Source organism: Microcoleus sp. PH2017_08_TRC_O_A, from assembly GCF_020738665.1.
Lineage (GTDB): Bacteria > Cyanobacteriota > Cyanobacteriia > Cyanobacteriales > Microcoleaceae > Microcoleus.
The window spans coordinates 79,339-101,096 of record NZ_JAEQCE010000013.1 but is presented as its reverse complement, the minus strand read 5'-3'; the positions used below and the strand labels follow the sequence as shown (position 1 = coordinate 101,096).

The window sequence follows — 21,758 nt, the reverse complement described above, 5'->3', positions numbered from 1 at the left end:
AAACTCCGCTATTATCACAATCTGCCTTCATGCTGGGGCTTCAAACCCATGCTATTCGGTGAAATCATTGTTGAGTCAATCTAAAATCGACTGACTCGATAGTAGTAATTGCCACAGCAGAATTAACAGCGGTTATCAATTCTCTGAAAGACTTGCAGGAGAGGGCACTCCCGTGTTTCTAGGGTATCTTTGTACTTCACTTATACCGAAAGCTGGGATAACTTCTCAGTGTTGCGATCTGTAACTACGCAAATAAAATTGTGAACTTTACCAAAAGTTTATAAAAGTAGTATAATGGGTGACACCCCTCCTCAGCGAAAGATCGGAGGAAATAGCAGCTAAATCAGATGCTATAAGCGAGTAATTAAGGTTTCGATTCAGGAAAGCGGATAAATACAGTGAACCAGCGGCGCATTGTTATTGGGGACGTACACGGGCATTACGACGGGTTAATGCTTTTGCTAGAGGCACTTGCCCCGAGTTCGGACGATCGCGTATATTTTTTAGGAGATTTAATCGATCGCGGGCCGAAAAGCGCTCAGGTATTAGATTTTGTGCAGCAAAGCCCCTACCAAACGCTGCTGGGAAACCACGAACAACTGATGTTAGATGCTTTGTCGGGGCCCTCTGTGGATATGCGGGCGTGGCAGTCTTGGCTGTACAGCGGTGGGGATGCGACTGTCGCTAGTTACAAGGATACAGGGATGATGCCGTACAAACACTTAGATTGGCTGCGATCGCTCCCAACGCATCTAGACTTAGGGGATATCTGGCTGGTGCACGCGGGTGTGCATCCAACTATGCCAATTGACAAACAGTCGATCGAACAATTGTGCTGGATTCGCAAGGAATTTCATGCGATGCCGAAACCGTATTTTCCCGATAAATTAATTATTACCGGTCACACGATCACGTTTACCTTTGAGGGTGTGAGGCCTGGGGAATTAGTCAGGGGCCAAGGGTGGTTGGATATTGACACGGGTGCTTATCATCCAAAAAGTGGCTGGCTGACTGGATTTGACTTGAGTTATCGCAGAGTTTATCAGGTAAATGTGTTTAACAATCAAGTGCGGATTTTGCCGTTTGATGAAGTTGTCAGACAATTGAAGCCGCAGATTCCACCTCCAAAAGCTCAGTTGAAAGCTCAGTTGAGCTCAGTTGTTCAACAAGAGGCTTAATTCCTAACGAAGTGCTGGGAAAAACTTGACAATCTGTTCTTGAGTCTCTATTGTTTGTAGTAGTGGAAAGCAAGGGTTTTTCACGCGGAACTTTGAAAATTGAATAGATTTTGCGATCGCCTGCGGTTGGTTTCATAACTGCAAGCGATTTTGATCTAGGTGGGCGATCGGCTGCGGTGGGTTTCATTGCCGCAATTGATTTCGACGCACCTAGGGCGATTGGTGAAACCCTGATTCTTTCGTTGAGGTGCGTCGATTGTGTTTGTAGTCTGGGGTTGAGGGTTTTCAATCCTATGCTTATTGAAGATGACCCCCCATTTATTGAGAGTTAAAAAACGGTGCGTCGATTTGGCGTCTGGAACGCTCTCTGGGTAAGGGTTTGTAGCCGAACTCTTTCCCAAACGACTCCCCCGCAAGGGGATTGAAACAAAAGAGCATTCAGACTCGTAACTTTCCATGTGGCTTTCCCAAACGACTTCCCCGCAAGGGGATTGAAACATTTAGAGGTACAAAGTACTCCGAATTTCGTATAGCCTTTCCCAAACGACTTCCCCGCAAGGGGATTGAAACCGTTCCTCAGTAAAAATCGTAACTGTCTTGTTACAAGTACCTTTCCCAAACGACTTCCCCGCAAGGGGATTGAAACGAGAACGCCGTCCGCCAGTTGCAACGAAACACGTCGCTTTCCCAAACGACTTCCCCGCAAGGGGATTGAAACTTCTTGAGCTTGAACGGCCCGGTTCCAAAAATTGATAGTCAACTTTCCCAAACGACTTCCCCGCAAGGGGATTGAAACTTTTGGATTAAACCAGAAACTAAAACAACAAACAATCCACTTTCCCAAACCACTCCCCCGCAAGGGGATTGAAACATTGTTTCTTCCGAAGAAAAATTTATACACAAACCCAAATCCTTTCCCAAACCACTCCCCCGCAAGGGGATTGAAACTGTATTTGACTTTCGGAAAACAATATTTCGCAAAACTTTCCCAAACTACTTCCCCGCAAGGGGATTGAAACGTTTTCATTTCTATTCTCCATAGCTCATTTCTTCGAGCCTTTCCCAAACTACTTCCCCGCAAGGGGATTGAAACTTGAGAGCAAAAGCCCTTACCATTATCCTCATGTACACCTTTCCCAAACTACTTCCCCGCAAGGGGATTGAAACAGCTTGTCTTTATAGAGGTGTATAATTTGCTCTAGCTCTTCTTTCCCAAACGACTTCCCCGCAAGGGGATTGAAACTTTAAGCTGCTCTCGTTTAAATAAAATCACAAAATTTCCTTTCCCAAACGACTTCCCCGCAAGGGGATTGAAACGAATAAAGTGGTTTTTTGCTTGTGGGAGATTTAAAATAAATTCAAATCTTTCCCAAACGACTTCCCCGCAAGGGGATTGAAACGGAAAGTACAGCTTTCTCACATGGGAAGAAAGCTTTCCCAAACGACTTCCCCGCAAGGGGATTGAAACGTAAGGTCTTCTCGGGAAGGCCAGATTAATCTTTCCCAAACGACTTCCCCGCAAGGGGATTGAAACAAAAAGTGAAAAGTAGGAGAGAATTTTGTTTTTCTTTCCCAAACGACTTCCCCGCAAGGGGATTGAAACCCGAAGTCAAACAATCCAGCGACCAGAGGTACCGGTGTCTTTCCCAAACGACTTCCCCGCAAGGGGATTGAAACTTTCACTGCCGTCGCTACCTCCTGGTAGGGAAAAATCTCCTTTCCCAAACGACTTCCCCGCAAGGGGATTGAAACTTTGGTGCAAAAACGGCAAGGGTTCGACTTGGCTTTCCCAAACGACTTCCCCGCAAGGGGATTGAAACCACCAACCGATTGCTCGGTAATGGTCTATTTCATCTACTTTCCCAAACGACTTCCCCGCAAGGGGATTGAAACCCAAAACCTTTACCTTCGGAGGGGTTCGGTTTCTTTCCCAAACGACTTCCCCGCAAGGGGATTGAAACGGTATTTGTCCTCTTGCAAGGGGCAAGAAACCGGGTTTCTACGAGTTTTTCGGTTGGGTGACGAGAAATATAGAAAGAAACCCGGTTTCTCAGATTTAGGCAAGGGGCAAGAAACCGGGTTTCTACGAGTTTTTCGGTTGGGTGACGAGAAATATAGAGAGAAACCCGGTTTCTCAGATTTAGGCAAGGGGCAAGAAACCGGGTTTCTACGAGTTTTTCGGTTGGGTGACGAGACATATAGAGAGAAACCCGGTTTCTCAGATTTACGCAAGGGGCGAGAAACCGGGTTTCTACGAGTTTTTCGGTTGGGTGACGAGACATATACAAAGAAACCCGGTTTCTGAGATTTAGGCTCATGGCAAGAAACCGGGTTTCTACGAGTTTTTGGGTTGGGTGATGAGACATATAGAAAGAAACCCGGTTTCTCAGATTTACGCAAAATAGATCTCAAATGGGTTCTATAGAATGCGTCAGCTTGAGTTCGATCGCACTTCAACGCAACTCACCCACCCTACCAAAAACTACGATCGCAACAACCGACGCATTTCCAGCTTATAAGCCGCATTATTCAAACCCTCACCGCTAGCCAGATCCGGATCGATCGCCTGGGAAATCGCAGCAATTCGATCGCTAGTCGCCGGGTGAGTGCTCAAAATACTTGGTGGAGAAGGCTTATTTAGCAACTTCTTCATAAAATCAACCATCCCAGATTGAGCGTAGCCCGATCGCCCCATAGTTTGCAAACCCAACTGATCCGCCTCATACTCAGCTTGACGGCTGTGAGGGCGACGCAAAGCCAACTCCACCCCAATCTGTACCGCCTTAGAACCATCCAGCCCAGTCGCCGAAGCAACACCAGATGCGATCGCCATTTGACGCATTTGCTTAATCGAATGGCGAGCACTAATATGCCCGATTTCATGCGCGATCACACTTGCTAACTCCGCCTCATTATCCGCCGCCGCCATCAAACCCTTATTCACATAAACAAAACCGCCCATCGTCGCAAAAGCATTAATATTGTTATCGTCAATCACCTGAAAAGTATAAGGAATATCCGGGCGATCGCTTTCTTGGGCCAGTCGCTGACCGATGCGGTTGATGTATGCTGTAGTAGCCCGATCGCGATCGATCCTAAACTCCCTACTCGTCAACTGCTGATTGATTTGTCGGCCAACAGTCACCTCCTGGCGATCGGACATATTCGACAATTGAATAACTTGAATCCCCCGCAAAATCAGTTCCGGTAAAGAAAATGCTTGAGTCGGTTGTGGGGAAATCACGCAGATACCCGCAGCCACAATCACCGACAGAAATAGATAAATCCCCCGGCCACAACTACGCCGACAAGTCAACCAAAAACCTTTTAACATGATTTATACGCCCTAGAAGAAGGAAGAAGGAAGAAGGAAGGAAGAAGGAAGAAGGAAGAAGGAAGAAGGAAGAAGGAAGAAGGAAGAAGGAAGAAGGAGATAAGATGTCGGTTGAAACCGAATCTACAAAAACAAAGTCCGCTAGGGTGCATCTGTATCAAAAAGATGAGGTATGACTGACAGCTTATATAACCGCTTAAACCAAGAGGGCTGAAGCCCAACAACATACCTCATCTTTCTGAGAACCGCTATATATTCGTAGGGGCGAAGCATGACCGCAGAAAATAGGAGATTATAACTAATAACTTATATGCGGTCATGCTTCGCCCTCTTCCTTGCGCCAGATGCACCCGTCCGCGAAACGCGAGACTCAAGAAAATAATGTAATTTCAACCGTCGCTTCTTCAACCTGCGGAGGCAGGTTTTGTTTGTATAGACGCGGTTTCAACCGCCCGGTCTTTTTTTTTAGGAAAAACTCAAAAAGTCACTAAATCGGCAGACGAAATATAACGCTACTTAGTTGCTATTTTAACTTGTTCCTAAATTTTAACCACTCTCCCCTCTCCCCATCTCCCCCTCTTCCCATCCCCCACTCTCCAAGTCCTGCGGATTTTGGGCGATCGTTGTGGTAATATCTTTTGGCTTGTACAGATACTCCTGTCGCTGTCAGTGAATTAAGTAAGCGATTTATGAAAATTTTGGATTCTCAAGGCCGGTTGTTCGGCAAACTCAGCATTCTAGACGTAGGTGCAGCAATGATTGTGCTGCTAGTTGCAGTCGGCATCTTCTTCTTTCCCGGTACTTCCGGCGGTTCCGTCGCCCAAGTCGGCGGCGCCAGCGTCAAAACCGTAGAAATGGATGCAATTGCGATCGGACTCAAAGGCACAAACTTTCAAGAGTTATTCAAAGCCGGCGATAAAATCAACGTAGTAATCCGCAACCAGCCCTCTGGTCAGATTACAATCAAAGAGGTAAAAACCATAACTAGAACCCTCGCAGTTCCTCAGCCCAACGGCACCTTAAAAGCTGTCCCAGATCCTAGAGAAGAAGAATCTTTCAGCAGAAATATGAGATTTACTCTAGAGGGGAAAGGTCAAATTACTGAAAACGGCCCGGTTTTAGGAAATATGAAAGTCAAAATCGGAACTACTCTCGAACTTGAAGGCAAAAAATACATTTTCAACGCCAGCGTCATCGACGTGCGAGTCAAAGAATAGTCAGTTGACAGTTGTCAGTTGTCAGTTGTCAGTTGTCATTGGGAATTCGTGTCAAATTCAGACTAAAATCCATGAGAAATCTCGCTTCTAGCAGAGTCTAGATCCCCCCTAGCCCCCCTTCTTAAGGGGGGGACAAGAGTATTGTCAAAGTCCCCCTACAACCAGGGGGATTTAGGGGGATCTAGACTTGGATATAAACGAGAGATACAGAGGTCTTTAGGATTAAATTGACATCTATGGGTCAATACGGTTCACTAAGAATCCTTATACTGGGAGATCCCCTCAATCCCCCTGGTTGTAGGGGGACTTTAAGAGCTTTCTTTTTCCCCCTTTTTAAGGGGGTTAGGGGGGATCGGTCTTAAGTTAACTGTATTGATCTATGGGTAGTGGGGAATTAATATTCCTTCTTCCCTCGAACCTGAAACCTCTATCCGTCAAATCCGTTACAGAATTGGTTGCCGAACTTCTTTACTCTTAAGAAAACAACCTTAAATACTGCCGAATTAAACCAATAGTCACAGCCGGAACTTCCAACTGCGGAGTCAAACCCACATTTTCCAGAGTTTGAAAAACCTTAATTGCATCCGGGTTGAGATTAGCCAACCGCTGGCCAATCTCGGGGCTAGTAAACTGAGATTTTTCACCCCAAATAATCGCAGTCGGTGTTGTTAGCTGAGTGATATAAAGTGACAAATCAAAACACAAATCTCCCCGCACAAAAGACAAGGCTGCATATTCTGCATTTGGTTCCAAAGCAGATTGCAGATAAGCATCGACAATTTCTTGGTAGACTCGACGGGAATCGGCAAATTGGCGCTCTTCTAAAAAGCTGCGAATGCCGCCATCTGTGGCAATGCCCGTACTGTAGAGCAAGCGGTCTAAAATTGGAGTGTTGACGAGTTTAGCAAAGAAACTGCTGCCGTAATCTTGTCCGAAGTCTGACAAACCGCTGGGAATCGTCAAAATCAGCGATTTGAACAGATCCGGGCGGGCGATCGCAGCTCGAATCGCGATCGCCCCTGTCAGCGAAGAAGCTATCACATCCGTAGGACTTCCGCAAGTTTTTTCGATAAATTGGATCAGAGATGTGATATAATCTTCGACCTGATAATTTTTTTGGGGATGTTCCGATCGCCCCCAACCGATTAAATCCGGTGCTAAGACTCGATATTCCGCTGCAAAAGCCGGATAAACTTTCGACCATTCGTAGGCACTTGACCCGCCCCCAAAGCCGTGAAAAAATACTAAGTTCGGTTTATTTTCCGAATTTGAGTTCGGCAATCCGATCCAAGGCATTTTTTCAGCAGTGTAATATACCATTCTGCCGAGAGAAGTCACGATCGATCGCTGACCGAAGCCGAGAGGAACAAGCATAAATAAGCCTCAATCGCTGTGAGATTGTAGAGTTTCGCGGGTCGCCTCGTCTTTATTTAAAAAGATTGCAAAGCTGGCGCCGTTTTTGTAAAGATTCAGTATTGATTTCAATCTATTTTAGTACAAGTGAAGCCTGAAACTACACACAGCAACTAAGTTTTGCGATCTGCGCGCTCAGGTTGTGCAGTTATCCTCACCGTTGCAAACTACTTGCGATCGGAGATAATAACAAAATGATGGGTAAGACCCCTCAACACAATCAAGTCGGTTCGCCGACTCCGAAAGCAGGCACTCGGAAAGCAGCGGTATCAGATCTAGCTTTTAATCGCGGCAGGTTTACAGCCGAGAGCCGATCGCAAATAATTAATTACCATATTTTACGGAGCAGTGGCTTTTAATGTCGAAGGTTTCTGTTAAAAGGCGGGCGATGGGTTTTCCATACCTCTGATTGCAGGCAATGAAATCACGAGCCTCGCCGCTATCAATTCCAAAACACAAGAAACAACTAATATCAGGGAGGTATAAAAAATGCAACTGCTTAGGAAACGGGATCGCGAGGGTTTTATGGTTGATGCAAAAAGTCTTCTAGCTGACGGGTTTGCAGAGTTTGATACTGCCTGTCGAAGCATGGATTTAAACGGCAAACAGACATTTGTCGCCACTCCAGAACGATCGGGTTCAGGGTTAGATGTGCGATCGCGCGTCAGCGCACCGGGAATGGTTCGCCTAGCTTTAGAAGAATTGAAATGCTTTGAAGTAGTAGACAACCAGTTTGCCCATTGGGGAGTGACTTTTAGCAATGCCGTCGCCATCCAACCTTCAAACCCAGCATTCCTAACGGTTTCTGGCTCAACAGTGTTAATGGGTGCCCCAAAAAGCGGACTAATAGAAGTAAGTTTCAAGTATCCAGTTCGCAGCGTAGCAGGACTTGTCACCAGTTCGCGGCGAACGGTTTTATCTGCTTGCGACATCGACGGTAACCCGATCGTTCAAGATGAAATGCCGGCGCCGAATCTGGCAGGGTCTAATTCTCCGATCGCGCCTAACACACCCCTGCGCGTCAAAGCCCCAAATATTCATCGCATTACATTTTATGCTTTTGACGGTCAGCTAATAGTCGATGACTTTATTTTTGGTCTGTGAAACCATGCCATAAGTATCGTCCCAAGTCTGCAAACCTTCAAGAATGGCATTGCGGACTATAGCCTCGGGTTCCCGACTCAACATCAGGCGAAAGCACTCGGCAGCCCGGGAACGGGCGCTCCAACTTTTGACAGAAGTCACGCGGTTAAACCCACCCTGATTCACCAAATCGGTCATTTGCCGCACTGCAATCAAACGCTTCACAGGGTCAGCATCAGTCAAATCTCCCAAGATCCGATCGAGCGCTGCTTCATCTTCATCTTTTGAGGATCCCAGACTCAGCGCTTGGCGCAGCAACAGCCCTGCAATCGCGATCGTGCCAAAATTCTGCAAAATCAGGCTCAAAGCCATCCAGTGGCTCTCAGAGTCCGCCCAAATCGCCAAACTCATGTAAGCACCCAAGGTAGCAATCCCGCCGGCGCCTACTGCTAAAACCAACCGGCGGTTCGGGCTCTGCCAAAATTGCTCGGCTTTCGATCGCAGCAATTGCCATTCCCCGGACTGCCCTCGGTAAACCAGCATCATCGCTGCGATCCCCAACCCTGTCGAAAGCAATAACTGACTGTTCCACCACCCCCAAACTGCTGCCAGGGTGAAAGCCGCCAACCCACCTTTCGATCGACTCAAACGCGGTAGCAGCCACTTGAGAAAGGCGCTAGAAACCACAGGCGATCGAGCTCGATTGCTCTTCCCATCCACCCTCCGGCGTTTTTTTTCGGTTCTCTCTGGGGTTTCCTGCGGGCGATCGTCTAGACTGCTAAATGTCCTCAAAGCTCCGGCCTCAGTCATTTCTAAGGAGATCTCGCTCAAAGGAAGCTGACCTAGTTGCAAAGTGCGATCGGACTCTTTCGTTACGGTTTGATTCAGCTTAGTTGTAGTTTTTTTAAATTGATTCATAGTTACTTTTTTTACAAATAACTTTAAGTTATTTAGGCGTCTTTTGTACAGATTTTGATTTTTTCCAAACAAGAGTGTGAGACTTTAGAATACCAGAAATATCAACTTGTGGTGAGTGCCACAGATGAGTCAAATTCCGAGAACTTATTACTCGCAAAAGACTGATTGAAGATAGTTGGGAAAAGCACAACAGGTAACGCACGAATATTTCTCACTGACTTTTGAGTTCAAAGGCGATCGGAGTTGGGTGCCGGCAAAAAACACAAAAATTGACAATTTCAGAAATTTCGGGTATTTTGAGTGCTGGAATTCGCCCGCCGAGAACTGCGCGACGAAAATATAGCCTTTTGCCAACAGTCTGGGATCTCGCTACGCCCGGTGTCATACCATTTCCGATTTTAGATTAAATAATTGAAAAATTGGGTAGAATCACTGATTGCGATCGTGGTTGGGATCGGAGGCCTACAGTTGAGAAATGCTTCTGCCATGAATCAAATCATACTTTTTGGATGCTGTGGCCGACACCTACGGCGGTCCGTCCAGCTCGCTGTCAAGCTGTGCAGCGTTTCAAACCAGCCTCATTGGCTAAGATTTTTGAAGAAAATGTCGATCGCCCTCCCAAACTAGAACAAAAGCTGAGTAGGAGTCGAGCGTTGCCAGCAAACAGATGCGTTGCCATCAGCTATAATTTTTTCAGGTAGGGCATTAAATTGGCACGACCGAATCCCATTCCTCGGTACGACCTCGATCGAGTACGACCGCAGAGGATTTCCTTTTTATTTTAGGGAGCGATCGGGCAAAAGTTCCAGTCACTCGGAATCGGACGGCAAAAGTTCCAAGGACGGCGGCATCGCCCGTTAAATAATCCTCTGGAAAGAAACTTCACTTGAGATGGGGTAAATCAACAGTATATAGTTTTCTAACGAATGTTAACATTTGGTAACAAACCGCCTAGATTGAGTGAATGGCATATATACCACTCAGACTCATGAGTCAAATTTCTGGGCTTGCACGCAAACACATATCAGGAAGTTCTCCGATGAAGGCAAGATCAAAAGCATCAAAAACGAAGCAGGACAAAGACTCTACGATGTTGAGTCATACCAGCGCGGTGCAATTGTCGTGGGAACTATTTGCGAATGTCGCGTCAGTTCAACCAAACAGCGAGACGACCTTGCTAGGCAAGTTGAATTTATGCGAGAACGATATCCAGAAGCTGAAATCCTCCAAGGCATCGGCTCTGGACTCAACTTTAAGAGAAAAGGACTGCAAGCCCTACTGGTCAGAGTTATGCGCACAGATCAGCTCAAGATTGTTGTTGCCTGTAGAGACATCTAAAGCAGATTCGGATTTGAGCTATTCGAGTTTATGGTCAAGCAAAACGGTGGAGAACTCCTGGTTCTCTCAAACCCTTTTCACTGCCCTGAAACCGAACTCACAGCCGATTTTCTTGCCATCCTTCACGGCTACCGTTGCCGAATGCACGGCCTCAGGAGCTACAGCCAGAAAATCAAGAAAGATCCGAATATTCCCCAGCCCTGAACAAAAAGCTCTGTTGAAAAGATGGTTCGGTGTTTCCCGATTCGTATTTAATGCAACAATTAAATACTTACAGGAGCCGGGAACCAAAGCCAACTGGCTAACGATCAAGACAGGGATTCTCAACTCATTACCTGACTGGGCGTCATCGGTTCCATTTCAAATTAAATCAATTGCAATTAAAGACGCCTGTCAAGCCGTCAAAAAAGCCAAAGCAGACTTCAAAAAAGACGGACAAGTGCGTCGCTGTAAATTCCGCAGTCGCAAGGATACAAAGCAATCTATTTACATCCCTAAATCTGCAATCAAAGATTGTGGCATCTATCACACAATATTGGGTCGGTCAAAGCTGAAAGAGGCATTACCCAAGGATTTCAGTGACGGACGGCTAATGCTTGCCTATGGCGAGTATTATCTAATTGTCTCCGAAGAAGTGCAGCCGCGTCAGACCGACAACCAAGGTCGCGTGGTTGCCTTAGATCCCGGTGTTCGCACGTTCATGACTTTTATTTCCGAGAGTTCTTACGGATATCTCGGCAATGACTCCAATCTTCAAATCCAAAAACTGTGCTTCAAGCTAGACAGGTTAATCTCAAAAATGAGCGCATCTCCTAGCGCGCAGAAGAAAAGATTTAAAAAGGCTGCTGACAGGTTGAAGTCCAAGGTTCAACACATGGTTAAAGAGTTGCACGACAAGACTGCTAAATTCTTAGTTGATAATTTCGATGTCATCTTATTGCCATCATTTGAATCTTCAAAGATGGTTAGCAAGTCACGTCGCAAAATTCGCTCTAAAACCGTGCGTCAGATGCTGACTTTATCTCATTATCAGTTCAAGAAACATCTTGAATGGAAAGCTTGGGAGTCAGGTAAGGTAGCCCTGACTGACATCAACGAAGCTTATACATCAAAGACAGTTTCTTGGACTGGAGAAGTCAAGAAGATTGGCGGTTCTCGTGTTATTAGAGACCGAGATGGACGCTGCATGAACAGGGATCTAAATGGTGCTCGCGGGATTTTCTTGCGGGCATCGGTTGATACACCTTGGTTGAGAGAACATCTCAGCCTATGTATTTGTTGACGAATGTTAGCAAAAAAGTATCGGTTACGCTAGTGAAGAGAGAAAAGAATAGTTACGATCGAGACTTCATCAGTCCACCTTGTAATTTATTCCTCAGTTATCAAGCCCAACAGTTTTGCATTTTCTGGGAAGCGAGACTCTTGGCACTTCCAACAAGTGGGAAACTAGACCGTCAAAAAGCTTGGGTTTGATGGTAAAAGCCTTACTAATATTATGTAAACACCTTATCGATGGCTCGCCGGAACAATCTTGCAGGAAAACCCATGTCTAGTATGCAAAACCAATTTACGGTTCACTTTTGGGGCGTTAGAGGTAGTATAGCGTCTCCCGGAGCTGAAACAGTACGTTACGGGGGCAACACGCCCTGTATAGAAATGCGAGTGGGTGACAGCCGCCTAATTTTCGATGGCGGTACTGGGTTGCGGGTTTTGGGACAAACTCTCCTGTCGCAGATGCCCGTAGAAGCTCATATGTTTTTTACTCACACTCACTGGGATCACATTCAAGGATTCCCATTTTTTGTCCCAGCTTTTATTAAAGGCAATTGTTTTCACATCTATGGGGCCGTTGCTCCTACTCCTAATCAAGCTACTATCCAGCAGCGACTCAACGACCAGATGCTCCACCCTAATTTTCCGGTGCCCCTGCAAATTATGGGGGCAGATCTGAAATTTAACGATATAGAAGTGGGTGAACCCATGGAAATCGGAGAGATTAAGGTGGAAACAGCTTTGTTGAACCACCCCGGTGAAGCGATCGGCTACCGCGTCAACTGGCGGGGGTATGCGGCTGCTTACGTGACTGATACTGAACATTTTCCCGATCGTTTGGACGAAAATGTGCTGTATTTGGCTCGCGATGCTGAGGTGCTGATCTATGATGCTACTTATACGGATGATGAGTATTATTCGGAAAAGTCTAGCAGGGTTGGCTGGGGACATTCGACTTGGCAGGAAGCGGTGAAGGTGGCAAAGGCTGCTAATGTCAAAAAGTTGGTGATTTTTCACCACGATCCGCTGCACAATGACGAGTTTTTAGACAAGGTGGGAGAGCAAGTGGCTCAAAGGTTCCCGAACAGTTTGATGGCGCGGGAAGGTTTGTCGTTACAGTTGCTGCCTCCTCAAAACAAGGATTTGTCTGAAGGGTCGTCTGAAGGGTCGGTGGAAGCCCCTAAAGTGCCTGCGTGATGGATTTGAGATTGCCAGATGGTTCTTAAACAGTTGACAGTTGACAGTTGACAGTTGACAGTTTGAGAGCGGCATCTACAAGGAAGAGGATGGGAGTAATGAATAGTCTGATTTTTATTTCTCCCTCAAAGAGAGAGGCTTTCAACCAATTCTTTATGGTAAATCTTGAGGTCTGAAATCTAAAATTTAAGTGAGGGCTGACCTGACTCAAAGACGGATACAAGCCCCGGCTTAAGTCGTAGAGAACCAAAAAGTTTAGATCGAAGTTCTAACTCCCAGTATCGATTCTGTGGAGTCAAATCTAAAATCTAAAATCTAAAATCTAAAATCGACTGGCGATCGCAATCTGGCTAAGTATGGCAAAATCTTAAGCGTGTGGATAACTTCTTCTTCAACCGCTGCTCTGACTCCAACTTCTGTTGCCTTGGGAAACTTTGATGGTTTGCACCTAGGGCATCAACAAGTCGTGCAGCCAATTTTAAATCGATCGCCGGGGCTAACTTCTGCGACGGTTTCTGCGTCGGGGCAAAACTTGCGCCCAAACGCTGGCAGAGATCAAAATTTGGAAGGCGAACATCCGGCAAGCTGGGAAAACGACTCAGCAGCACTGCCGGAAACAGCCCGCAGCGCCCTGAATTTCAATGGTGCGATCGTGGCGCACCCCCGGGCCGAGGGCAACAGCCTCTCTGGTCGCGATGATGCTGCGGGCGATCGGCTTTACGGTACTGTGGTGACATTCAATCCCCACCCGCAAGAATTTTTTACAGGTCAACCCAAAAAACTGCTGACACCTCTGGCAGAAAAGGTAGAATTGCTCGCAGCAATGGGTGTCGAGCAACTTGTGCTGCTGCCGTTCGATCGAGAACTGGCAGCATTGACTGCTGCTGAGTTTGTCGAGGAAATTCTGGTGCGGCAACTGCAAGCGAGTCGTATTAGTGTGGGGGTGGATTTTCGGTTCGGACGCGGACGTGCTGGGACGGCTGTAGATTTGCAGTCGATCGCCTCGGGTTACGGTATTGATGTTGCGCTGATACCCCTGCACAATTGCGATGAGGGCGATCGAATCAGCAGTTCCGCGATCCGCGAAGGTTTAGCATCCGGCGACCTCACAAAAGCGAATAAGTTGCTGGGGCGGCCTTACAGTTTAGTCGGGACTGTGGTTGGGGGACAGCGGCTGGGTAGGACGATCGGATTTCCGACTGCTAATATCGAACTGCCACCGGAAAAATTTTTGCCGCGTTTTGGCGTGTACGCGGTGCGAGTCTCGGTGAAGGATGGAGGCGGAATCATCAAAAAAGATGAAAATTCTGCCTATAAGTGGGAAAATCCCCAATCTCTAATTCCGCGCCAAGCATCAGATTTATCATTCATAAATGGGGTGATGAATGTTGGTTGCCGCCCGACGGTAAACGGTCTACAACTAACTGTAGAAGTTCATCTGTTAGATTGGTCTGGGGATTTGTACGGTCAAACCTTGAGCGCAAGTTTGATAGAATTTTTGCGACCCGAACAAAAATTCGCTTCTCTGGATGCTCTCAAAAATCAAATTCAGACAGATTGTGATGTTGCTAGAAAGGTGTTAGCTGCCAATGGTTAATAGATCTATTGCAAAAGTATTGGCTAATCAAATTTTCGGACGGGCTAGAAGCCCATCCCACAAGAAAAATAATTGTGGGATGGGCTTCTAGCCCGTCCTAATTATGAATCCATTGTGTATAGTTTTGCTTGGGCGATTGAAATCGCGTGTATAAAAACGAAGTCCGCGCAGGCTGAGTGAGAATAAAAGAACAAGCAATTAACAACTAGCAATTAGCAATTAAGTAAATCAACGTAATTAAGGTAAAATGCGGAAGGCTAAAAAGCTTCCTTCTTCCTTCTTCCTTCTTCCTTCTACTTAAAAATCAGGGATATGAGAGAACATATTGAGCGGCTCAAACAAAATCTAGGCAAGACAATTGTCGGTAAAGCGGATGCTATTCGCTTAGTGCTGGTAGCCGTGCTTTCCGGGGGACACGCGCTGCTGGAAGACGTGCCTGGTGTGGGAAAAACGCTGTTAGCGAAGTCTTTGGCGCGATCGATCGATGGGAAGTTTCAACGCATTCAGTGTACTCCCGATTTGTTGCCAACGGATATTACCGGTACTAATATTTGGAATCCTAGCAGTGGCAAGTTTGAGTTTTTGCCGGGCCCAGTTTTTGCTAATGTTTTGCTGGCGGATGAAATCAATCGGGCGACGCCGCGAACTCAGTCTGCTTTGCTGGAAGTGATGGAAGAAAAGCAGGTGACGGTAGATGGAGTTTCTCGGAATGTTCCGGCGCCGTTTTTTGTGATTGCGACTCAAAACCCGATCGAATATCAAGGCACTTTTCCGCTACCGGAAGCGCAGATGGATCGGTTTACCTTGTCTTTGACGTTGGGCTATCCCGCTGCGTCGGAAGAGTTGCAAATGTTGGAACGGCTGTCTGATACTTTTGCTGTGGAAGATTTGCAGCCTTGTATTTCCTTGGAACAGGTGCAGGAATTGCGCCGTTTGTGCGCTGCGGTGCAGGTGGAAGGCTCTTTGAAGCAGTATATTGTGGATTTGGTGCGATCGACTCGCCAGGATGAAGAGATTACTCTAGGCGTGAGTCCCCGTGGTGCGGTGGCGTTGCACCGGGCATCTCAAGCGTTGGCGTTTATTTCAGGGCGGGATTTTGCTACCCCGGATGATGTGAAGGATTTAGCGCCGCACGTACTTTCTCATCGGTTGATTCCGGCGGGGGGAAGGAAGGCGAAGACGATTGTTGATAAGTTGTTGAGAGAAGTTGCTATTCCTTAAAAAGATAAGACGGCGGTTGAAACCGCGTCTACACAAACAAAGTCCGCCTCCGCGGACTAAAGATAATTCGGCGGTTGAAATCGCCAATTCTTCAACCCGCGGAGGCGGGTTTCGTCTGTATCGACGCGGTTTTAACCGCCCGGTCTTCTTATATTATGATGATTGTTGAATAGATCCTTGAAATAGCGCCACTAATTTCTTTGCCTCTAGATCAACATTATGTTGTTGAGCAACCCGTTCGGCTCCTATTTTCCCCATTTCTTCTAGCTTTTCCAAAGGTGCTTCCAATGCCGCACGCATAGCAACAGCCAATGCTTCTACGGAACCGGGAGGAACTAACCAACCGCAAACACCCGGTTCTACGAGCTCTGGAATACCAGCAACATAGGTGCTAATTACGGGCCGATTGAGAGCGAGGGCTTCCATAATTACGACGGGTAAACCTTCAGCAAAACTCGGCAATACCATGGCGCGGGAAGCTAAAATCTCTTTCTGAACTCGATCGCCACTGGCCCAGCCGGTAATTTCTATATAGTTTTGCAGATTGAGTTGTACAATCTGCTGTTCAATTTCAGCTCGCAGCGGCCCGTCTCCAACAAATACCAATTTAAACTCTAAACCTTGAACAGCTAGCTTGCTGGCGGCTTCTAACAGTAACAAATGACCTTTTTGTTCGCTGAGTCTCCCGATGCAGGCTAAGCGGGGTGCTGCGGGTATGGGGACGTGGGGTGCGGCTAAAAATGCTGCATCGACGCCGCAGTGTATGACGTTGATTTTTGACCAATAAGCGCGATCGCACCACCGAAATAGCTGACTTTTGCCGAAGGAACTGACTGCTGCTACAAAGGTCGATCGTTTAATTTTTTCATCTAAGGAAAGAAGTGTAGCTTTATCAAATTCTTCGGGGCCGTGAACGGTGAAGCTGTAAGTCGGGCCGCCCAGCACGCGGCATAACATTGCAACAGTTGTGGAATTTGTGCCGAAGTGAGCGTGAACGTGTGTGGTACCGGATTCTGCGAACCAGTTTAAAAGAATGCAAGCTTCTGCGAAATAAGCTAGATGCAGCAAAATTCCGCGTTCTGAGTGTAAGCCAACTTTGAACATTAACCGCAAAGCTTCGAGGAATCGAATTGGTCTAGTTGCGGCAGTGCGGAGTAAGCCCAACGCTAAGCCCTGTACGCCAACTCCTAGGATGACTTTGGTCAATTCTTGTTCTTGTTTGTCTGCGCCGTCTACGAGTTCGGATTCGCAGGATCTGATGGAGTAACGCCCGACTTTGAGGCCGCAAGTTTCGACGGCTAGGAGTTCTCTGCGGACGAAGCTGTGGCTGACTTTGGGGTATTGGTTGACTAGGTAGGCGATGTTCATGAACGGGGAGAAATTTTTGTGGTAAAACTTAGATTAGTTTAGCCTTATGGATGTGCGGGGCGATCGGGCGATCGGGAAAGTTTGGGTCAATTAGGTGGATGATTAAAGTCCCCTTGCGGGGAAGTCTGAGCAACTATCAGAATGAATCTGACTGTTATTCAGCATTACGGAAGAGTTTGTTTCCGTCCCCGTTAGGGGAAGTTGGCAGTTGTTTGATTTTTCACTTAAGAAACTCTTGCTTCTTAAGCTTACCAGCCTATCCCTATTTTGTTTAAAATTCAAGTATGTGAAAGTTAGAAGCTGAGTTTTAGATATTTTTGTCAGGGATTTAATAGCTTTTTAACTATTTGTAGATTATCAAAAGACCGATCGACATCTATTTTTGTATATCTAGTATAATGAAACCGAGAATTAGTTTTTATACTTGTTTTTATACCTGCTTTCATACCTGTTAAGTATCGCGCTATTTGACTTTCATTTTTCAGATTTTTATAAGCCTTCTCCAAGCTTCTATCTCGCCTGTCAGCAATGTCACGAACATAATCAAACAGGCGATCGTGTGGCGATGAGGAACCTTGATATTTTTCTTCAAGATCGACTTTCTGAACCTTTGCATAAGCTTCGATGCAGTGTAAAGCTGAGTAAAAACACATTGTCACTGCCCAATCAGGAAAAGTATCTCTGATACTAAGTGCCGCCTCTTCATTATTCTTAGCTTGTTCGCGATGGGACTGTTCGCTCGGCATAAAAATCAACAGCTACTTTCTAGTTTGTTCAGTAATTTAATCTTTGGCGTTGCCGATCGCAGATATAAATTTGGGTAGGAATGAACGGTTGTTCTCCCTTGCCGTGTGTATCGAGATCGTCGATGAATTATGTCTCTATTCAGCAACGCCTAATTGTTTTAAGTTCTAGCTATAACATACCAATTACTGCCAGACTTAACTGAATTGTAATAACTTGTAGGACTTGACAAAGTTATAGTTTCCGAGCGAGCAACTTCTTTCGCTCCGTCTTGGATTCTGACAAACTTTTCCACGAGTTTTTCGTCAAAGTACCATTTTTCATTAGTTTTATCGCGTAAATCCCATTCACAATCAATTACTAAGTCTTGGATTTTGTCCCAAGTTTCATAATCCAACTCTGTTTCAGGGCATAGTTCTAATTCAAACTCAATCCAGTGAATGTCTTCCGTTCTAGGAGCTATTGCTCTAACTTTGGCGACACCATCTATCTTGGCTAACTTCTGGACTAATTCCTGTACTTCAACAGGAGCAGTAGGCGACTTAAATGACTGCTTTGGTTTCAGAGGAGAAGGAGGGAATTCAAAGAATTTAAAAGTTTTTGGATTCGATGTTGAGCTTTGAAGTTCCGCTCTTGAGTTTGTGATTACTGTCATTGTCTATTCCTGCAAAAATTCATTAAGACGGTCTCTTAAAAACTTGGCTTTTTGCCTGGTAAATGCAAAATTGCCTACCAAATTTTGTGTCTGTTTTGACTCTGGCTCTTCCGCAGTAAAAGGACTATCTGATAACATCCCTGCTATTAATATCCCATCGCTCTCGTCAATAGCTACTACTACACCAGTCACCAGATAAACTTGATTTTTTTCTACATCATTCACTTGTGTCATCCTTGGGTATTACCCTACAACAACTATGACAATTTAAATTTAAAGTCCCCTTGCGGGGAAGAGGACTGACATAAGTTATGCAACTGTTCAGTCAATCTAGAGGCGTGTTTCCATCCCCTTGCGGGGTAAGTTAAGAAAACTGTAACAGTTTTAGGAACACTTTTAGCCTCTAGTAATTTAGATAATATACGTAGTTTCTACAAAAGTCAAGTGCATGTCAGCTTGAGAAAAAAATCGTGGTTTTGAATACTATATAAAAACTCTCCAAACATAAATTTTAAACGTAAAAAATATTGCTCGCACAAAGCAATGCAGTGGGGTGATTTTCACCTCACCCCATCTGTATTTTCTTGCATGAATCTTTAGAAGGTTGAAGCATTTACGTATAAAGACTCTGGATTTCTTCCTATATCTAAGCGCAAATGCTTCATCTCTACAGATTTAAACCAACTTTTCCAAGAAGCCTACTTTACTTGATATCGTGACTTGATATCATGTAAGGCTGGTGAGGCGCTGGAATTTTTGAAAGTATGCCAATGCTGCCACAACTGGACAGAGTTATTAGCAGTAGTGGCGATGCCTGCGACAATTGCCACTATTGCCGCCAGCTTCTGTAAATGACGAACTTTTGTTAACTTGTTCTTCGAGATAGCCTTGCTTAAATTTTTATCCGGTTCTTCACCTTGTATAGGAGAATGGAGATCGTCCGGTGATAAGCTTTCCGATACACCTAACTTGGCTGAATCTGCTGGTAGGTAAGCTTCCAATGTCTGTGGGTATTTTTTCATGTCTTGGGTGTCTTCTACTAAAAACGTCGGTCTGATTGCCTGAACAGGTGCATAAGTTATGTTGGTAGAGCCTACCTGATAATTGTTGTCAGGTAAGTCTGTTTTTTCTAGCCTACACATAGGTCGATCGCTCCAAAAAAGTATCAAAGTTTACAAGGCTCACAGTTGAAACTGTCAGCCTTACTCTTTATATTAGGGAGCACCACAGAATGATTGATCCTATAATGACCCAAAGATAATTTCAGTGTGCAGCGTATCTTATGTCTCTAAAATCTATCATGAAACTGACCGAACACGCCAAATCTCTTTACATCAAAACAGCTCAAAAACTCAAGGGGACAGACAGACGACAATTCATGGCATCGGTAGTCAAAGGTTTAGGAATAGGTGGACAAACGTTAGTAGAACGGGAGTTAGGATGGAACAGACGCACCATTCGTAAAGGGATGAAAGAATTGAAAAGTGGTGAGCCAATTGTCGATGGTTTCAAGCGCAGTGGACGAAAGCGGGTTGAAACTTTCATTACCCAACTTATTGAAAGATATTAAATCGTTAGTAGACCCACACAGTCAAACTGATCCTAGCTTTAAGAGTACGCGATTATATACACGCATTACTGCCAAGGAAGTGCATCGTCAATTAATTGAACAATTTGGTTATAGTGACGAAGAACTACCAAGTACAGAAACAATTCGACGAAAATTGAATGATTTGGGTTATACCTTAAAACGAGTTCTTAAAACTAAACCGATTAAAAAAATCCCGGAAACATCAGCTATTTTTGAACAACTTGGACAAATCAATACAGAAGCTGATAATAACCCTAATACTCTCCGAATCTCCATTGATGCCAAGGCTTCCGTCAAGATTGGAGAATTTGATAGAGGTGGTAAAAATCGGACGCCAACTATTGCACTCGATCACGATTTTGCGACTGAATCAACTGTGATTCCCTATGGCATTTTTCTGCCTGAGTACAACGAGTTATTTTTATTCTTCGTTACTTCTAAGTTGACGGCTGATTGTATAGTTGACTTACTTGAAAGTTGGTGGGAAACGGTTAAACACCGTTTTAGTCACATTCAAAAATTGGTTATCAATCAGGATAATGGGCCGGAAAATCATTCTCGTCGTACTCAGTTTATGAAACGAATTTTAGATTTTTCCCAGAAATCTCAACTGACGTTACAATTGGCTTATTATCCGCCATATCATAGTAAATATAACCCAGTAGAGCGTTGTTTTGGTTGGTTAGAAAAGCATTGGAATGGTAGTTTACTTGACAGTGTTGAGAGTGTGGTAAATTTCGCCAAAACTCTCACATTTAACGATAAAAATCCAGTAGTGACATTAGTAGAAACAATTTATTCCACGGGAGTTAAAATTAACAAGTTAGCTATGGCAGAAATTGAAACCCAGATAAATCGTCTGCCCAATCTTCACAAATGGTTTGTGGAAATTTTCGCTAAACCCACATAGCTATTGGATCATTCTTTTTGTGGAGGCCTCTTACACTATATTACACTCAGAACACTCTCGGTATCGGCAAATATTGTTTCTAGCCAGCACACTTCACTTTCTTGGGACTCCCATCCTCCTTAATATCTAAAATTTCAACTTTCACCACTTGTCCTTCAGAAAGAGATTGTGCTTTTTTCGGTTCTTTTTCAGTTAGCCTGATAGTTCCCAAAATTTCATATGTCACCTTGTTCCCTTTGACAGCAGTAACTTTGGCTTCGACAATTTGACTAACTACAAACTGATGACTGCCGATCGCCTTAGCAATTTCAACTTGTCTCACTGACTCTAAAACAGGGGCCACAACTTCTCCGATCGGTCCGGCTTCTTTGTAGTAACGCATCAAACGATATGCCCAACCTAAAATTTGCAGCAAAGTGCTAGCATCCCCTTGAAATCCTTTGAGACAATCGCTACAAGCTTTGTCTATACTGCGATAATAATCTGTGGTTTTGCCACTATGTCCGATTTGTCTACCGTTACCGACAAGGGTTTTAAGATACTTAAAAAACCTGGAATTAGCATTAGTTTGATTTAGATTAACTGCATTGCGAAGATAGGCGATCGCCTTTCCGAACTCATTCACATCTGTCTGATCTTTGACTAGAGTTTGAGCGATCGCATGGGCAATTTCCCATTCTCTTTCAGTCAAAGATTCTGTCATTAATTCAGGTGTAGACATC

At 45.1% G+C, this 21,758-nt stretch carries 20 protein-coding genes and 1 CRISPR repeat array; of the genes, 11 read left to right on the top strand and 9 right to left on the bottom strand.

Going from position 1 to position 21,758, the window contains the following annotated elements:
• The first annotated feature begins 398 nt into the window (after positions 1–398).
• A complete protein-coding gene (locus tag JGK22_RS05700) occupies positions 399–1,178 on the top strand; it encodes a metallophosphoesterase family protein (protein ID WP_293216349.1) in 780 nt (259 codons plus the stop codon).
• 392 nt (positions 1,179–1,570) lie between these two features.
• Positions 1,571–3,139: direct repeats of the CRISPR family, unit length 36 nt; unit sequence CTTTCCCAAACGACTTCCCCGCAAGGGGATTGAAAC.
• Between the two features lie 521 nt (positions 3,140–3,660).
• Here the strand turns inward: JGK22_RS05700 and JGK22_RS05695 are convergent.
• Positions 3,661–4,512, bottom strand: coding sequence for a M48 family metallopeptidase (locus JGK22_RS05695; RefSeq protein ID WP_293189673.1), 852 nt, complete (start codon positions 4,510–4,512; stop codon positions 3,661–3,663).
• A 689-nt stretch (positions 4,513–5,201) separates the two neighbouring features.
• Here JGK22_RS05695 and JGK22_RS05690 point away from each other — a divergent pair.
• Positions 5,202–5,729 carry a DUF4330 domain-containing protein gene (locus JGK22_RS05690; RefSeq protein ID WP_293174713.1) on the top strand — a complete coding sequence of 176 codons (528 nt, stop codon included), beginning with the start codon at positions 5,202–5,204 and terminating at the stop codon, positions 5,727–5,729.
• Between the two features lie 474 nt (positions 5,730–6,203).
• On the opposite strand, the gene JGK22_RS05685 is transcribed toward JGK22_RS05690, so the two are convergent.
• On the bottom strand, positions 6,204–7,103 hold the full coding sequence (locus JGK22_RS05685) for an alpha/beta hydrolase (RefSeq protein WP_293174716.1): 900 nt from the start codon (positions 7,101–7,103) through the stop codon (positions 6,204–6,206).
• Between the two features lie 233 nt (positions 7,104–7,336).
• Between JGK22_RS05685 and JGK22_RS05680 the strand changes: the two genes are divergently transcribed.
• Complete coding sequence (locus tag JGK22_RS05680) at positions 7,337–7,501, top strand: hypothetical protein (RefSeq protein ID WP_293189671.1); 165 nt, start codon at positions 7,337–7,339, stop codon at positions 7,499–7,501.
• A gap of 130 nt (positions 7,502–7,631) precedes the next feature.
• Positions 7,632–8,246 carry a hypothetical protein gene (locus tag JGK22_RS05675; protein WP_293208571.1) on the top strand — a complete coding sequence of 205 codons (615 nt, stop codon included), beginning with the start codon at positions 7,632–7,634 and terminating at the stop codon, positions 8,244–8,246.
• Here the strand turns inward: JGK22_RS05675 and JGK22_RS05670 are convergent.
• Positions 8,214–9,143 carry a hypothetical protein gene (locus tag JGK22_RS05670; RefSeq protein WP_293312501.1) on the bottom strand — a complete coding sequence of 310 codons (930 nt, stop codon included), beginning with the start codon at positions 9,141–9,143 and terminating at the stop codon, positions 8,214–8,216. The two genes, JGK22_RS05675 and JGK22_RS05670, sit on opposite strands and share 33 nt — an antisense overlap.
• 672 nt (positions 9,144–9,815) lie before the next feature.
• Between JGK22_RS05670 and JGK22_RS05665 the strand changes: the two genes are divergently transcribed.
• From JGK22_RS05665 to JGK22_RS05640, 6 genes are all read left to right on the top strand, one after another.
• Positions 9,816–10,004: a hypothetical protein gene (locus JGK22_RS05665; RefSeq protein WP_293174731.1), complete on the top strand. Its 189-nt coding sequence runs from the start codon at positions 9,816–9,818 to the stop codon at positions 10,002–10,004.
• Between the two features lie 333 nt (positions 10,005–10,337).
• Positions 10,338–10,481, top strand: coding sequence for a hypothetical protein (locus tag JGK22_RS05660; protein ID WP_293174987.1), 144 nt, complete (start codon positions 10,338–10,340; stop codon positions 10,479–10,481).
• Between the two features lie 46 nt (positions 10,482–10,527).
• Positions 10,528–11,763 carry a transposase gene (locus tag JGK22_RS05655; RefSeq protein ID WP_293174989.1) on the top strand — a complete coding sequence of 412 codons (1,236 nt, stop codon included), beginning with the start codon at positions 10,528–10,530 and terminating at the stop codon, positions 11,761–11,763.
• 263 nt (positions 11,764–12,026) lie between these two features.
• On the top strand, positions 12,027–12,950 hold the full coding sequence (locus JGK22_RS05650) for an MBL fold metallo-hydrolase (RefSeq protein ID WP_293174734.1): 924 nt from the start codon (positions 12,027–12,029) through the stop codon (positions 12,948–12,950).
• 373 nt (positions 12,951–13,323) lie between these two features.
• Positions 13,324–14,547, top strand: coding sequence for a bifunctional riboflavin kinase/FAD synthetase (locus JGK22_RS05645; protein WP_293232419.1), 1,224 nt, complete (start codon positions 13,324–13,326; stop codon positions 14,545–14,547).
• A 312-nt stretch (positions 14,548–14,859) separates the two neighbouring features.
• On the top strand, positions 14,860–15,768 hold the full coding sequence (locus tag JGK22_RS05640) for a MoxR family ATPase (RefSeq protein WP_293174740.1): 909 nt from the start codon (positions 14,860–14,862) through the stop codon (positions 15,766–15,768).
• Between the two features lie 153 nt (positions 15,769–15,921).
• Here the strand turns inward: JGK22_RS05640 and JGK22_RS05635 are convergent, their stop codons facing one another.
• From JGK22_RS05635 to JGK22_RS05615, 5 genes are all read right to left on the bottom strand, one after another.
• Positions 15,922–17,136, bottom strand: a complete 1,215-nt coding sequence (locus JGK22_RS05635) for a glycosyltransferase (RefSeq protein ID WP_293312499.1) — start codon at positions 17,134–17,136, stop codon at positions 15,922–15,924.
• A 320-nt stretch (positions 17,137–17,456) separates the two neighbouring features.
• Positions 17,457–17,882: a hypothetical protein gene (locus tag JGK22_RS05630; protein ID WP_293208563.1), complete on the bottom strand. Its 426-nt coding sequence runs from the start codon at positions 17,880–17,882 to the stop codon at positions 17,457–17,459.
• Between the two features lie 158 nt (positions 17,883–18,040).
• Positions 18,041–18,535: a hypothetical protein gene (locus tag JGK22_RS05625; protein ID WP_293208560.1), complete on the bottom strand. Its 495-nt coding sequence runs from the start codon at positions 18,533–18,535 to the stop codon at positions 18,041–18,043.
• 3 nt (positions 18,536–18,538) lie between these two features.
• Positions 18,539–18,760 carry a hypothetical protein gene (locus JGK22_RS05620; RefSeq protein ID WP_293216345.1) on the bottom strand — a complete coding sequence of 74 codons (222 nt, stop codon included), beginning with the start codon at positions 18,758–18,760 and terminating at the stop codon, positions 18,539–18,541.
• Positions 18,761–19,233: 473 nt separating this feature from the next.
• Entirely contained in the window at positions 19,234–19,677 is a 444-nt protein-coding gene (locus JGK22_RS05615) for a hypothetical protein (protein WP_293216344.1), read from the bottom strand.
• Between the two features lie 158 nt (positions 19,678–19,835).
• Between JGK22_RS05615 and JGK22_RS05610 the strand changes: the two genes are divergently transcribed.
• Positions 19,836–21,036 (top strand): ISAzo13 family transposase gene (locus tag JGK22_RS05610; protein ID WP_293216342.1). Its coding sequence is split into 2 segments (ribosomal slippage): positions 19,836–20,075 and positions 20,077–21,036, totalling 1,200 coding nucleotides; the frame shifts between segments, so codons are not numbered across the junction.
• Between the two features lie 79 nt (positions 21,037–21,115).
• On the opposite strand, the gene JGK22_RS05605 is transcribed toward JGK22_RS05610, so the two are convergent.
• Positions 21,116–21,757 carry a hypothetical protein gene (locus JGK22_RS05605; RefSeq protein WP_293206139.1) on the bottom strand — a complete coding sequence of 214 codons (642 nt, stop codon included), beginning with the start codon at positions 21,755–21,757 and terminating at the stop codon, positions 21,116–21,118.
• Position 21,758 lies beyond the last annotated feature (1 nt).